Here is a 13,397-nt window from a genome sequence, read left to right on the forward strand (position 1 = left end):
CGCAAGCCGCCATGCAAGTGAAACACCTGCTGCTGATCGCCATCCTCGCATTGACCGCTGCTTGCTCATCGAAGGAAGTCGTAGACGAAAACCTGAGCGAGGTCGAGCTGTACCAGCAGGCTCAGCACGATCTGGACAACAATAGCTACACCGCCGCCACAGCCAAGCTGAAGGCGCTGGAGTCGCGTTATCCGTTCGGTCGCTACGCCGATCAGGCTCAACTCGAGCTCATCTACGCCAACTACAAGAACACCGAGCCCGAGGCTGCGAAATCCGCCGCCGAGCGTTTCATTCGCCTGCACCCGCAGCACCCGAATGTCGATTACGCCTACTACCTCAAGGGTCTGACTTCTTTCGACCAGGACGTCGGCCTGCTGGCGCGCTTCCTGCCGCTGGACATGACCAAGCGTGACCCGGGCGCCGCTCGCGACTCCTACAACGAGTTCGCCCAGCTGACCAGCCGCTTCCCGAACAGCCGCTACTCGCCGGACGCCAAGCAGCGCATGATCTACCTGCGCAACCTGCTGGCTTCCTACGAGATTCATGTTGCCGACTATTACCTGACCCGTCAGGCCTATGTCGCCGCCGCGAACCGTGGTCGTTACGTGGTGGAAAACTTCCAGGAAACCCCTTCGGTCGGTGACGGCCTGGCGGTGATGACTGAAGCCTACCAGCGTCTGCACCTGGACGAACTGGCCGCGACCACGCTCGAAACCCTGAAGCTCAACTACCCGAACCACCCAAGCCTGGTGGACGGTCAGTTCGTGCCATCGAAAGACGAAGCCGACAACCGTTCATGGCTGAGCAAGGCCACTCTGGGCCTGATCGAATCCCGTCCGCCGCTGCCGCCAGGTGAAACCCGCGCCAACCAGGACGTGCAGAGACAGTTCCAGGACGCCAAGGACTCGATTCCGAACGAGCTCAAGCCTAAAGATGAGAACGGCGATGTGATCGAAGAAGAGCAGCACGAGTCTGAAGCCAACAACGCCGATCGCTCGTGGTTCAGCTACATGACCTTCGGCGTGTTCGACTGACGCTGAGTGTTGTGCCAAGAAGGCGCCTTTCGAGGCGCCTTTTTTATTACCGGATTTCAGGGGTGAGCGTATTGCGCTGTGCGACCGCCCCGTCCTTGGCTAAACTGCCAATTCACTACTCAAAAAGCAGCTCACCATGCTTCGTTTATTATTCTGGATCGCACTGATTGCCGCTGCAGTATGGCTCTGGCGCAAGTTCAAGGCCCCGGTTTCGGGCGCCAACACGCCGCGAGAGCAAGATGCTCCACCCATGGTCCGTTGCGCTCATTGCGGCGTACATCTGCCCCGCGACCGCGCGCTGAGCCTTCAACAACAGTGGTATTGCAGCCAGGCTCACCTTGAGCAAGGCCCGGGTTCCAGTGATCGCTGAGACGTCCAGTCCCGGCAACAAACAGGCCCAGCGACTGCTGCGCCTCTATCACCTCTACCGTTTAAGCATCGGCATCACCTTGGTGCTGTTGATTTCCAGCAACATGGACAGCCAGTTGCTGACGTTTGCCAATGACGACCTGCTGCGCAACGGCAGCTGGTTGTACCTGGTGCTGAATATCCTGCTGGTGGTCTTTCTGGAGAACACCCGTCGCCCGGCGCAGTTGTTCGGTCTGGCGCTGGTCGATGTCCTGCTGCTATGCGGTCTGTTCTATGCCGCTGGCGGCATGCCCAGTGCCATCGGCAACCTGTTGATCGTGTCGGTGGTTATCAGTAATACCCTGCTGCGCGGGCGCATCGGTCTGCTGATTGCGGCTGTTGGCGCCCTCGGCATCGTGGGTTTGAGCTTTCTTCTGAGCTTCAGCCACCCCACCAGTCCCAATGATTACCTGCAAATCGGCACGCTCGGTGCTCTGTGTTTTGTCGCGGCATTGCTGGTGCAAGGCTTGATCCGAAGAGTTGAAGTCAGCGAAACCCTGGCCGAGCAGCGGGCCAGTGAAGTGCTCGGTCTCGAAGCCCTCAACGCACTGATCCTGCAACGTATGCGCACGGGCATTCTGGTGCTCGACGACCAACGGCGTGTGCAACTGGCCAATCACAGCGCCTTGACCTTGCTGGGGCAGGAAAAACTCGATGGCCAACTGATCGACGACCATTCGATGCCGTTGGTCGAGCGACTCCAACTGTGGTTCAACAATCCGACTTTGCGCCCGCAAAGCCTGAAAATCGCCAGCAATGGGCTGGAGCTGCAACCGAGCTTCATTGCCCTGGACCAAAGCCCGCACCACCAGACGCTGGTTTTTCTCGAAGACCTCGCCCAAATCGCCCAGCAGGCCCAGCAACTTAAACTCGCCGCCCTCGGCCGCCTGACTGCCGGTATTGCCCATGAAATCCGCAATCCACTAGGCGCCATTAGTCATGCCGCGCAGTTACTGCAGGAATCCGAGGAACTGAACGGCGCGGATCGGCGTCTGACACAGATTATTCAAGACCACTCTCAGCGAATGAATCGGGTAATCGAAAACGTCCTGCAACTGTCCCGTCGCCAGCAAACCGTGCCGCAACGGCTGGATCTGCGGCCGTGGCTGGAGCACTTCGTGGCCGAAACCCGCGAGGGTGCGACCGAGCGTCAGCTAGTTCACCTGCGAATCGGTTCGGGGGACTTCACAACCCTGATGGATCCGAATCAGCTGACCCAGATTCTCGACAATCTATTGCGCAACGCTTGGCGCCATAGTGCCCTGAACCATGATCAGGCGCAGGTCTGGCTCGAGTTGTTTATTGACCCGGACAGCCAGTTGCCTACCCTTGAAGTCCTGGACAATGGCCCCGGCGTGGCGCCGGACCAGCGCTCGCATTTGTTCGAACCGTTCTTCACCACCAGCAGCCAGGGCACTGGCCTGGGGCTTTATCTGTCCCGTGAGCTGTGCGAAAGCAATCAGGCCCGCCTAGACTTCAAACCACGCCAAGGCGGCGGCTGCTTTCGCATCACCTTTGCTCACGGACGGAAACAAAGTTGAACATGAGCCCACGGCAAAAAATCCTGATCGTCGACGATGAGCCGGATATCCGCGAACTCCTGGAAATAACCCTGGGACGGATGAAACTCGACACCTTTAGTGCCCGCAACCTCGCAGAAGCGCAAGCACTGCTGGCACGGGAGACATTCGACCTGTGCCTGACCGACATGCGCCTGCCCGACGGCACCGGTCTGGCACTGGTGCAGCACATCCAGCAGCGCTATGCGCAAGTGCCAGTGGCGATGATTACCGCCTACGGCAGCCTGGAAACGGCAATCAACGCCCTCAAGGCTGGCGCGTTCGATTTTCTGACCAAACCGGTCGATCTCACCCGCCTGCGCGAACTGGTCACCTGCGCGCTGAGTTTGCCTGCGCCAGGCGGCGCCAGCAGTACCATCGACCGTCGCCTACTGGGCGACTCCCTGCCAATGCGCAGCCTGCGCAAACAAATCGACAAACTGGCCCGCAGCCAGGCCCCGGTGTACATCAGCGGCGAGTCCGGCAGCGGCAAGGAGCTGGTCGCCCGACTGATCCACGATCAAGGCCCACGCGCCACCCGCCCATTCGTGCCGGTGAACTGCGGGGCTATCCCGTCGGAATTGATGGAAAGCGAATTTTTCGGCCATCGCAAAGGCAGTTTCAGTGGTGCCATCGAAGACAAACCCGGGCTATTCCAGGCCGCCCATGGCGGTACTTTGTTCCTCGATGAAGTGGCAGACCTGCCACTGGCGATGCAGGTCAAACTTTTGCGGGCCATTCAAGAGAAAGCCGTGCGCAGCATCGGTGGACAACAGGAAACCGTGGTGGATGTGCGCATTCTCTGCGCCACCCACAAAGACCTCGATACCGAAGTCGCCGCCGAACGCTTTCGCCAGGACTTGTACTACCGCCTTAATGTGATCGAATTGCGGGTACCGCCCTTGCGCGAACGTCGCGACGACATTGAGCTTCTGGCCAACAATATGCTCAAGCGACTGGCAACTGGCACTGGCCAACCCGCGGCAAAACTCCACCCGCAAGCCCTCGACGCACTGAAAAGCTATCGTTTTCCAGGAAACGTGCGGGAATTGGAGAACATGCTCGAGCGGGCGCACACCTTGTGCGAGAACAAACAAATCGAAGCCAGCGACCTGCGGCTGGCCGAAGGCAACTGCAACCCGGACGGCGACGTGCCGGACCTGACGCAGATCGACAATCTGGAAGCCTATCTGGAAAACGTCGAACGCAAACTCATCCTCCAGGCCCTGGAAGAAACCCGCTGGAACCGCACGGCGGCGGCTCAGCGGTTGAATCTATCGTTTCGCTCGATGCGTTACAGGCTCAAGAAATTGGGGCTGGATTGAAAAGATCGCAGCCTTCGGCAGCTCCTACAGGTTCGCCGCCAATTCAACGTAGGAGCTGCCGAAGGCTGCGATCTTTTGATCTTCTGTCAAATACGCCCGGCCGGTGCATACGGCGCAGGATCGATAATCGGTGCCCGACCCAGCATCACATCCGCAAACAACTGACACGACGCCGGCGCCAGCACCAACCCATTGCGGTAGTGCCCGCAGTTAAGCCAGAGCCCGTCAAACCCCGGTACCCGACCGATATAGGGAATCCCTTCCGGCGACCCCGGCCGCAACCCGGCCCAATGCCCCACCACCTCGGCATCCGCCAGCGCCGGAATCAACTCCACCGCCGAGGCCTTCAGGCTTTCGAGCGCTGAGTCGGTCGGCGTTTTATCGAAGCCTTCATGCTCCAGCGTACTGCCGATCAGAATGTGCCCGTCACGCCGAGGAATGGCATAACGACCCTTGGCCAGAACCATGCTTGGAAGGAAGTCCGCCGCGCACTTGTAGAGAATCATCTGGCCTTTGACCGGCTCGACCGGCAGTTCCAGGCCCAGGCTTTTCAGCAAGTCACCGCTCCAGGCCCCTGCAGTCAAAACCACCTGATCACCCGCAATGGCCCCCATCGAGGTCTGTACCCCGACCACCGCAGCACCTTCACGGATAAACCCGCTGACCTCGCACTGCTCATGAATCGTCACGTTCGGCAGCGCCAGCAAGGCGGCCTTGAGGGATTTCACCAGCCGTGGATTACGCACATTGGCCACATCGGCCATGTAGATCGCCCGCGAAAAACCGGCGCCCAATACCGGCACCGCATCGTGTGCCGCAGAGATATCCACAGCCCGCAGCGGACGGTTTTCCCGTTTGGCCCAGGCGAGCGCTTCGGCTTCGTCATCCAGGTCCAGCCAGTACAACCCGGTGGTGTGCACTTCAGGATCGACACCCGTGGCGGCGAACAGACGTTCCGCCAGCTGTGGATAAAAATCCTGGGACCAATGAGCCAGCGCAGTGACCGCCGGGCTGTAGCGCCACGGGTAGAGTGGCGAAACGATCCCGCCACCGGCCCAGGACGACTCCTGACCGACATTCGAGCGGTCCAGCAGCACGACGCTCTGTACTTCGGACGCGAGATTGAACGCCGTCAGCAGGCCAATCACGCCGCCGCCGACAATCACCACTTGCTGTTGCCTGCTCATGTTCTGATCCAACCGTTAGATAGACAGAGGCGCAAAGGGCGCCCGAAAGAGAAACTCAGCGACCCCAGCAATCCCTGGTAGTCAGGCCGGATGTTGCATTGACCATGCTTCTGACGCCGGTATTGGTGAGGGTGAAATCACCGCACTTGTCGCTCGCCATGGTCGAACCAGCCTTGCGTGTTGCCGTCAGCAGGAAGGTCTGATCGGTCAGTGCCGGGGTGATGGTATAGAAATCATTACCGGCGCTCAGGCCGGTGGCATTGGTGTAGACATTATTCTTCGAATAGAAGCGCTCAAGAATCTGGGCCTGCTCGGAAAGCAGCCCGGCCACTTCAGTACGGCGACCCTTTTTTACATACTCGGTGAGGCTTGGATAGCCAATGGTGATGACGATCCCGATGATCGCAATCACGATCATGATTTCGATCAGGGTAAAACCTCGGTTGGATCTGCGCATGCCTCAACTCTCACTTACTGTATTTGTCGCCACATGATGCGACGGCCGCTGCCGCCACCGGATTTTTCCACCAGAGTGGTCACGCCACCGCCGGAGTCGTTTACAACCTTGCGGGTTGCGTCATTGACGACCGCGTTCAGGGTCGGGATACCACCGGTGAAAATCACCCCGCTGGAAATCGTGTCAGTGCTGTCGACCGTCCCGTCGGCATTGGTATCGAGCACCGCGTAATTGAGCATCTTACCGCTGAACGCATCGAGTTCGACCAGTTTGCCGGTACCGAAGCCGGCACAGGGGTCAACGGTATCCATACTGGCTGTGGTAAAAACGATTCGCTCTGCCACGAGACTGGCCTGATTGATCACCCGCTCCCCGGTCAGTAGGTTGTTGTAGACCAGCGGCAAGTACCAGCCTTTCTTTGCCGGGTAGGTCACCTCATTCTGGCTGGTGGTGATGAATTGCCCGCTGCTGCCAGAGAACACGCCGGTCACCGCCTGCGCCTGCAGGCTGGAAGCGGTGATTTGCCCCGCGCCACCCTCCGCATCCCATACCGCGTAGAACGCTTGTAGATCCTTGTTGGTCTTGTCAGCGCTCTCGTTGAGTTTGCCGGTACCGAAAAACACTTGCTTGCCGCCCGATGCATGATCGGCGAGCAGTGGTTGCACCGTGATCGGCTGAGTCGCGCCGCCCGCCGTGGTGAACAACGGCTTGCCGGAAAACGCCACGCCCCAGGTGTCGGTGGTGGCGCCACTCAAATCGAACTTCCACAACCGCCCTTTCAAATCGCCACCATAGGCAGCCTGCACCACATTCTGCGAGTTGACCCTGAGCTTCACCGACGACAGGCCGTTAGTGGTTTCTGTACTGTCGACCACGATTTTCTTGATCAGCGAGCCGTCGCGGATATCCACCACATAAAGTGCTGCCACCCCGGAGTTGCTGCCATAACCGTTGGAGATAAACGCGGCCCAGCGACCATCAGCCAAGCGTGCCACTTCGGGGCGCGCATAGGCATAACCCAGATCATTGAAAACATTCGTCGTACTGGCCGTTGTCGGCGCACTGATTTCCCACAACGCGTTAGTCACATTACCGACCGAGGCGTCGAACAGTTGCAGCGCATAGAAAGTTTTGCCGCCCGCCCCTGTTCCGCCAATCGCCAGGGTTTTCCAGGCGCTATCGAGTTGAGCATCGAACACACCGACCTGGCCGTCGACCAGATATTTGTGGCTCACACCGTTGATATAAGTGGGATCAGCGATGTAGCGCAATGATGGCAACGCACTGGAGGGCATATAGCCGTAGCGTCTGACACCATTGGTCGAGTTGATGACGTTTACAAAACCGTCGTTGGCGTTCACCACCAGGCTGGAATTCATGTTGGCGGCTTTAGTGGCGAGGTAGGTGCTGTAGGTGGTATCACCCACTAGATCGGATGCGGTTTGGTCCGTGGGCGCGGCCAGTACGAGAGGCGAATTGATGATATCGCCGAGCAACACACTGCGCGTTTTCAATCCGGTTTTGTTGGTGCCCTTGCTCCACTCCACCAGGTCGCTGCCGGTGATGCCGACGGGCAGGCTCTGGTCGAGGGAGGTCTGTTGGACCGTAGAGAAATTGCTATAGGCCAGGGTAACAACGGCGTTGGTCAGGGTATTCCAGGACTGGTAGGTCGGCGCTGTAGCACCGGGCACGATCGTGGTATCGGTCGTCCACAGCGCCGCGGCCGTGTTCACCGCGCCCGCCGAGGTGAAGCCAAAAGACTTGATGGTCCCGCGCCAGTCCTTGGGATCGTAGCTGGTCTGGAAGTAGCTGGAACTGCTGGTCAGGGTCGTGCCATTGGCCACACCGCTGCCGCCTGAACCCGCTTTGGAAGTGATGTCGCTCAGGGCTGAAGACAGTGCGCTGTTGAGCTCGGCGTCGTCGGTCGCCTGGTAATACTTGCCCTGCCCGTAGGTCGCGGCGTCCGCCAGCATCTGGTTTTCCGCGGTGAAACCCAGGGTGTAGGTACTCATGTTTTGTTTTGGAAAATCAGGGGCATTCCAGCTTTTGCCCGTGGCATCGGTCCCCGTGGAGCGCATGTCGATATCGAAGGCGAACTTGGCGATGTCATCCAGGAACAGGGTATCGCCCTCATTGTCGCCGAAACGATCGGCGCCATCGTTACTGCTGATACCGTCCCAGTTCGGTAATGCGCCGCCACCGAGTGGATCGTCAGTCGGAAAGGTATGGTCGAAGGTCGGCAAACCACCAGTGATTACTACGCCGTAATTTCTCTGACAGCGATACTGAATCGGACTGGTGTAGGTGGTGGGCGTCGCATTGTTGTACGGCGTCATGCCACGAAAATAACGGGTTATCTCGTAATAGGCTTCAGCCAAGGGGGTATTGGCCTGCGCGCTCAATTCGTCGATTCCGGCGATCAATTCATTGTAATTGGCATCGGCCTGAGCCTGGGTCACGGAGCCGCTGACGGCCATCAGATCACTGATCGAACGGACGATGTAACCGCCGTCATTCTTATGGTTGCCAACCGCCAGGTTAAAAGTCGACAGACCAATGCGCAGCGAGCGGTTGCTGGCCACCAACGCCTTGGAAACGTTGCGCGCTACATTCATCCGGTAGTCATTGGGAATCGAGCCATCGGTGAAATCCCGGTCGGAGTTGTTGGCCAGGCTGATCAGGTACGACAAGTATTTCGCCGAATAGAGCGTGTCCTCGCGTCCCACCGGATCGGGAAGCTTCAGGCAAAGTGAATCCAGACCGAGAAGGCTGTTTTTATAAAAACCGTACCATCCATCCTTCGAACATGTCCCGTGAGTCAAACTCGACAGGGCAATATTGTTATCGGTCATGTCAAGTTCGCGGCCTTTCAAACACGAACCATTCGAAAGGCAAATCGCCACCGGGGTGCGCGCAATTGTCGGGTCGAAGCCTGGCGCCCAGATAATGCTGTTCATGCTTCGCGAATCATCGAGCAACAGCATCACATTGGGCGCCACGGCGGCGGCGTTCAACAGCGGCGAATCCGAGGGCGTGAAGGCGTAAGTCGGCGCTGCCAGATAAAGGCTCGATGCCGCGCCGCAGAACAGCTGCAACATCCAGCGGCGCCAGCCTGGGCGGGTTTCAGTACTTCGCATAGATACTCTCCACCACACTGCGCGAATTGCCCGCGATGCCCACAGCGGTCACCCGGTACAGCGTTGCCGACGTGTTGCTCGGTACGTTCACGGCCGTCAGGGTGGTGCCGATGTTCTGCACCCCGTAAAAGCCACTGCCGGAGGCGATCCAGGTCACCCCCGAGGTGGAGATGAACCCGGCGGCGGTAATGACCGACGCCTCGGCCGGCGGCGCACATTGGCTGGTACCGCTGCAAACCGGCAATGAATAGGTGTCCAGTTGCACCGCGCTTTCGCCAACACGCAATGCCGCTTCTGCGCCCTGGAACGACTGATTGCGCAGGATCACGCTGCTGGCCATTTTTTCCTGCAACGTGGCGCTCTGCATTGATGAAAGCCCGATCAACGTCAGCACCAGGAGAAACACCAGGCTGACCAGCAGCGCCATGCCGCGCTGGGCGTGAGGGGTCATGGGAGCAATACTCATCGGCTCTCCCCTCATGGCAACCGGTTGCGCAAGGCGGCAACCACGTTGAAGGTTTGATCGCTGACCCGGTGGTTCGGGTCGCTCAGTGTCAGGGTCAGTCGCACACTTCGGATCCGTGCCGGATCGGACGGGTTGCTGCTGTAGCTGGAGGCGGCCGTATCCGTGGCGGAACTCGCGAGGCCGAAGCTCACATTGAAGGCACTGACATTGTTCACCAGCACCTGCTGGGTCGGCGTGTCGACACCAGAACCCATCAGCAATTGGTTATTGCTGAAGCTGTAAATCAACCGCCGGATCGGAAACGCCAATTGCCCGGATGTGGTCGTTCGTAGGCCGGAATAGGCCGTTGCAGTGTTACGACAGTCCGAAACCACCGTCCAGGTCGGCGTCCCGCCACTGCCGCCAACATCGGCAGTGACAAGCGTTAATTTGAGGTTGGCATTGTCCCAACTGATCGGCGTGATCTGACTGGCATTGAAACTCCCTGCCGAGCTCGCGTCGATAATCGTGCCCAGGCAACCGAACATGCCGACCATGCGGATTTCCTGAATCATCTTGCTCAGGACAAACCGTGCATCTTCCTGCATGCCGGCGGCAGTGTTCTGGCTGACATAGGTATTTTTAGCGGCGATGAAGATCTGCGCCACGCCAAGAACCACGACCAGACTCAACGCCAGGGCGATCAGTAACTCGATCAGACCGAAACCTTTGCTGTTTCTGTTCATGGTGTCGTCGCCGGATCAACGGTGGCGCGGCTGGTAAGGACAAAACTGCGGCGCGAGTCAGCGGTATTGGCGGCCCGTGAGTCGTCCCAGGTGATGGTGATGGTGTATACCCGCTGGTTGCGGGTAATGCTGCCGGTCGCCGTGGCGCCGCCGAAATTGACGATGTTGCTGGTGAAGTCGTAAAGGTCCTGATCCCGGGCCACGCTCAGGTTGCCGGAGGTCGGTGGCGTGACGGTGTAATCGGCGCCGGAGTTGGCACGAATGCGGTCCATCATGTCGTAGGCGATAAAACTCGCCTGGCTGGTCATCCGCGAGCTGTCGGTGTACTTCAGCGCATTGAGCTGAATCGCCGCCGCGCCCAACAACCCCACGGCCAGAACCAACAACGCGACCAGTACCTCGATCAGCGTCATGCCCTCCTGTGCGCGCTTGCTCCAACCCCTCATCCGCAACTTCCACCCAATAGAATTCGTCCGTTCAAACACACATTCAGCGTCCTGCTCTGTGCCCCCAGTACATAACTGATCACGACGGCCGTGGACGGCGCCGACAAACCACCCAGATTGTTGAAATCAATAGCGGTCACTCCTGAGGTTAGCGTCAGAGTGGCGCCACTGCTCATCGCTGGAACAACCCGCAATACATTGGCCGGATTGCCGGTACCGTCATAAACGGTCAGATCGCCGGTCCAGACACTCCCGCCTGCTGTCGGGCGAACCCGGGTGGTAATACCCCGGTCAATCGCCTCAAGCCGGGCGAAATTGAGCGCGCGTTGCAGATCGCCGATCTCGGTGTCGGCCTTGGTGCTTTGCACCGAGCGGGTAAACGCCGGAACAGCCAGGCTGATCAGGATCAGAAACACGGCGAGCGTGATCAGCAGCTCGATCAGCGTGAAACCTTTTGTACGATGATCCATCGGTGCCCTCCGTTGCCGTCGGCTATACCTGCTTCTACACGCTAGAACATTCGACCGGCAGATGTACGGTTGTTTTGCCATTACTCGCGCAGGGATCGCGCGGGCCGCAGCACTCCAGGGAGGGAGATAACATGCATCAGCAAGGTTTCAGCCTGATCGAACTGCTCATGGGACTGACAATTGTCGGGATTGTTCTGCAACTGGTCAGCCCGGCGTTCGCTGCACTGACAGAATCGAACCATCGAGAGCAGGCGGCGCAGTCGATTGTCAGTGGTATGCGTAATGCCAGAACCGCGGCTATCACACGCAATCAGAGTGTGGTGATACACGGAATCAACGGCGACTGGGGCCAGGGTTGGCGGATCATTCTGGATATCAGCGGTAAAGGACCGGAAGACAGCAGCAATCCGCTGCTGGTCGAGCAACAGAGCGACGCTCGAGTGCCCATTGTCGGTAATCGGCCGGTCAAGAATTTCGTACAATTCAGCAGCCTGGGCGAACCGCAGTTGCCCAGCGGGGCCTTTCAAGCGGGGACGGTACATATTTGCGCCAGCCGCAAACCGGTCAGCCTGCACCAGGTGGTGCTGTCCCGGACCGGACGCGTCAGCCTGCGCAGCGATAAGACTGAACAGGCGCTGTGCGCGGGAGGAGAAGATTCAGAGCAGGGAGCGGACGCGTAGCTCTTTAGGCATCGAGAACGTGATGTTCTCTTCACGCCCGGCCAACTCATCGGCCCCAGTGGCACCCCAAGCCTGCAACTGCTGGATCACGCCACGCACCAATACTTCCGGAGCGGAGGCACCAGCGGTGATGCCAATCCGCTCGACACCGTCGAACCAGCTCTTTTGCAGGTCTTCGGCGCCGTCGATCAGATAGGCCGGGGTGGCCATGCGTTCAGCCAGCTCACGCAGACGATTGGAGTTGGAGCTGTTCGGGCTGCCGACCACCAGCACCACGTCGCACTCGTCCGCCAGTTGCTTGACGGCGTCCTGACGGTTTTGCGTGGCGTAGCAGATATCGTCCTTGCGCGGCCCCCCGATCGCAGGGAATCGAGTACGCAGGGCGTCGATCACGCGACTGGTATCGTCCATGGACAGGGTGGTCTGGGTGACGAAGGCCAGTCTTTCAGGGTTGTTTACCTGCAGCTCGGCGACATCTTTCTCGTCCTCGACCAGATAGATCGCGCCGCCATTGCTGCCATCGTACTGACCCATGGTGCCTTCGACTTCCGGGTGACCGGCGTGGCCGATGAGGATGCATTCACGGCCGTCGCGGCTGTAACGCGCGACTTCGATGTGTACCTTGGTCACCAACGGGCAGGTAGCATCGAACACCTTCAGGCCACGGCCAGCGGCTTCGGTGCGCACGGCCTGGGAAACGCCATGGGCGCTGAAGATCACAATCACGTCATCCGGCACCTGATCCAGCTCTTCAACGAAGATCGCGCCACGTGCGCGCAGGTCTTCGACGACGAATTTATTGTGGACCACTTCGTGGCGCACGTAGATCGGCGGCCCGAAGACTTCCAGGGCGCGGTTGACGATTTCGATCGCCCGATCCACACCGGCGCAGAAGCCACGGGGGTTGGCGAGTTTGATTTGCATGCTGTGCCTCGTGTCTTGCGCGCAAGAAATAGCGAAAACTTACTGTGGGAGCGAGCCTGCTCGCAAAAGCGGTGCGTCAGTCAACATTGATGTTGAAGGTGATGACGCCATCGCGAGCAGGCTCGCTCCCACAAGTTACAGCGCTTTGACGTTGATGATCTCGACGTCAAAGGTCAAGGTTTTACCGGCCAGCGGGTGGTTGAAGTCGATGGTCACCTGGGCGTCATCGAATTCTTTCACCACACCCGGCAACTCAGTATTGGCCGCATCGTTGAAGATCACCAGCAAGCCAGGCGACAGTTCCATATCCTTGAACTGCGAGCGCGGGATGATCTGTACGTTTTGCGGGTTCGGCTGACCAAAGGCGTTTTCCGGCTCGATGGTCAGGGTGCGTTTGTCGCCGGCCTTGAAGCCGAATAGCGCGGCTTCGAAACCTGGCAACAGGCTGCCGTCGCCAACCTTGAAGGTCGCCGGGGCTTTGTCGAAGGTACTGTCGACGGTGTCGCCGTTCTCCAGACGCAATGCAAAATGCAAGGTGACTTCCGTGTTCTGGCCAATGCGTTGCTCAGCCAATACCTG

At 59.0% G+C, this 13,397-nt stretch carries 14 protein-coding genes; 5 read left to right on the top strand and 9 right to left on the bottom strand.

All coding sequences use genetic code 11. The annotated features are described in order from the left end of the window. The first annotated feature begins 11 nt into the window (after positions 1–11). From ACZ89R_RS13410 to ACZ89R_RS13425, 4 genes are all read left to right on the top strand, one after another. The gene (locus ACZ89R_RS13410) at positions 12–1,034 is read left to right on the top strand and encodes an outer membrane protein assembly factor BamD (RefSeq protein WP_123497129.1); all 1,023 of its coding nucleotides are present in this window, start codon (positions 12–14) and stop codon (positions 1,032–1,034) included. Positions 1,035–1,170: 136 nt separating this feature from the next. Further along, positions 1,171–1,404, top strand: coding sequence for a PP0621 family protein (locus ACZ89R_RS13415; RefSeq protein WP_007901926.1), 234 nt, complete (start codon positions 1,171–1,173; stop codon positions 1,402–1,404). Further along, a complete protein-coding gene (locus ACZ89R_RS13420) occupies positions 1,394–2,983 on the top strand; it encodes a sensor histidine kinase (protein WP_008068431.1) in 1,590 nt (529 codons plus the stop codon). Before ACZ89R_RS13415 ends, ACZ89R_RS13420 begins: the two co-directional genes overlap by 11 nt. Positions 2,984–2,985: 2 nt before the next feature. Then, a complete protein-coding gene (locus tag ACZ89R_RS13425) occupies positions 2,986–4,326 on the top strand; it encodes a sigma-54-dependent transcriptional regulator (RefSeq protein ID WP_123497125.1) in 1,341 nt (446 codons plus the stop codon). Between the two features lie 86 nt (positions 4,327–4,412). Here the strand turns inward: ACZ89R_RS13425 and thiO are convergent, their stop codons facing one another. Genes thiO through ACZ89R_RS13460 form a run of 7 tightly spaced genes read right to left on the bottom strand, consistent with a single transcriptional unit; the run spans position 4,413 to position 11,214 of the window. After that, positions 4,413–5,513, bottom strand: coding sequence for a glycine oxidase ThiO (thiO, locus tag ACZ89R_RS13430; RefSeq protein ID WP_429545546.1), 1,101 nt, complete (start codon positions 5,511–5,513; stop codon positions 4,413–4,415). A gap of 55 nt (positions 5,514–5,568) precedes the next feature. Further along, positions 5,569–5,970 (bottom strand): type IV pilin protein, encoded by a 402-nt coding sequence (locus ACZ89R_RS13435; protein ID WP_429545545.1) that lies wholly within the window; start codon positions 5,968–5,970, stop codon positions 5,569–5,571. Positions 5,971–5,984: 14 nt separating this feature from the next. Beyond that, positions 5,985–9,107, bottom strand: coding sequence for a pilus assembly protein (locus tag ACZ89R_RS13440; protein ID WP_429545544.1), 3,123 nt, complete (start codon positions 9,105–9,107; stop codon positions 5,985–5,987). Then, positions 9,094–9,573 carry a pilus assembly PilX family protein gene (locus ACZ89R_RS13445; RefSeq protein ID WP_429545543.1) on the bottom strand — a complete coding sequence of 160 codons (480 nt, stop codon included), beginning with the start codon at positions 9,571–9,573 and terminating at the stop codon, positions 9,094–9,096. Before ACZ89R_RS13445 ends, ACZ89R_RS13440 begins: the two co-directional genes overlap by 14 nt. 11 nt (positions 9,574–9,584) lie before the next feature. Next, positions 9,585–10,298 carry a PilW family protein gene (locus ACZ89R_RS13450; RefSeq protein ID WP_429545542.1) on the bottom strand — a complete coding sequence of 238 codons (714 nt, stop codon included), beginning with the start codon at positions 10,296–10,298 and terminating at the stop codon, positions 9,585–9,587. Further along, positions 10,295–10,744 carry a type IV pilus modification protein PilV gene (pilV, locus tag ACZ89R_RS13455; RefSeq protein ID WP_008068413.1) on the bottom strand — a complete coding sequence of 150 codons (450 nt, stop codon included), beginning with the start codon at positions 10,742–10,744 and terminating at the stop codon, positions 10,295–10,297. Before pilV ends, ACZ89R_RS13450 begins: the two co-directional genes overlap by 4 nt. Then, positions 10,741–11,214 (bottom strand): GspH/FimT family pseudopilin, encoded by a 474-nt coding sequence (locus tag ACZ89R_RS13460; RefSeq protein ID WP_123497111.1) that lies wholly within the window; start codon positions 11,212–11,214, stop codon positions 10,741–10,743. The genes pilV and ACZ89R_RS13460 overlap by 4 nt, the downstream gene beginning before the upstream one ends. A gap of 131 nt (positions 11,215–11,345) precedes the next feature. Between ACZ89R_RS13460 and ACZ89R_RS13465 the strand changes: the two genes are divergently transcribed. Continuing rightward, positions 11,346–11,894 (top strand): GspH/FimT family pseudopilin, encoded by a 549-nt coding sequence (locus tag ACZ89R_RS13465; protein ID WP_429545541.1) that lies wholly within the window; start codon positions 11,346–11,348, stop codon positions 11,892–11,894. On the opposite strand, the gene ispH is transcribed toward ACZ89R_RS13465, so the two are convergent. Together ispH and fkpB are read right to left on the bottom strand one after the other, a co-directional pair. Further along, a complete protein-coding gene (ispH, locus tag ACZ89R_RS13470; protein ID WP_007901894.1) occupies positions 11,871–12,818 on the bottom strand; it encodes a 4-hydroxy-3-methylbut-2-enyl diphosphate reductase in 948 nt (315 codons plus the stop codon). The genes ACZ89R_RS13465 and ispH overlap by 24 nt on opposite strands. A gap of 135 nt (positions 12,819–12,953) precedes the next feature. Further along, entirely contained in the window at positions 12,954–13,391 is a 438-nt protein-coding gene (gene fkpB / locus ACZ89R_RS13475) for an FKBP-type peptidyl-prolyl cis-trans isomerase (RefSeq protein ID WP_177318839.1), read from the bottom strand. Positions 13,392–13,397: the final 6 nt, after the last annotated feature.

This window comes from Pseudomonas sp. TE3728, from assembly GCF_056279145.1.

Excerpts from the sequence above, each read along its gene's own strand:
- ACZ89R_RS13410 (WP_123497129.1), top strand. The coding sequence starts at position 12 with ATGCAAGTGAAACACCTGCTGCTGATCGCCATCCTCGCATTGACCGCT.
- ACZ89R_RS13415 (WP_007901926.1), top strand. The coding sequence starts at position 1,171 with ATGCTTCGTTTATTATTCTGGATCGCACTGATTGCCGCTGCAGTATGG.
- ACZ89R_RS13425 (WP_123497125.1), top strand. The coding sequence starts at position 2,986 with ATGAGCCCACGGCAAAAAATCCTGATCGTCGACGATGAGCCGGATATC.
- thiO (WP_429545546.1), bottom strand. The coding sequence starts at position 5,513 with ATGAGCAGGCAACAGCAAGTGGTGATTGTCGGCGGCGGCGTGATTGGC.
- ACZ89R_RS13435 (WP_429545545.1), bottom strand. The coding sequence starts at position 5,970 with ATGCGCAGATCCAACCGAGGTTTTACCCTGATCGAAATCATGATCGTG.
- ACZ89R_RS13440 (WP_429545544.1), bottom strand. The coding sequence starts at position 9,107 with ATGCGAAGTACTGAAACCCGCCCAGGCTGGCGCCGCTGGATGTTGCAG.
- ACZ89R_RS13445 (WP_429545543.1), bottom strand. The coding sequence starts at position 9,573 with ATGAGTATTGCTCCCATGACCCCTCACGCCCAGCGCGGCATGGCGCTG.
- ACZ89R_RS13450 (WP_429545542.1), bottom strand. The coding sequence starts at position 10,298 with ATGAACAGAAACAGCAAAGGTTTCGGTCTGATCGAGTTACTGATCGCC.
- pilV (WP_008068413.1), bottom strand. The coding sequence starts at position 10,744 with ATGAGGGGTTGGAGCAAGCGCGCACAGGAGGGCATGACGCTGATCGAG.
- ACZ89R_RS13460 (WP_123497111.1), bottom strand. The coding sequence starts at position 11,214 with ATGGATCATCGTACAAAAGGTTTCACGCTGATCGAGCTGCTGATCACG.
- ACZ89R_RS13465 (WP_429545541.1), top strand. The coding sequence starts at position 11,346 with ATGCATCAGCAAGGTTTCAGCCTGATCGAACTGCTCATGGGACTGACA.
- ispH (WP_007901894.1), bottom strand. The coding sequence starts at position 12,818 with ATGCAAATCAAACTCGCCAACCCCCGTGGCTTCTGCGCCGGTGTGGAT.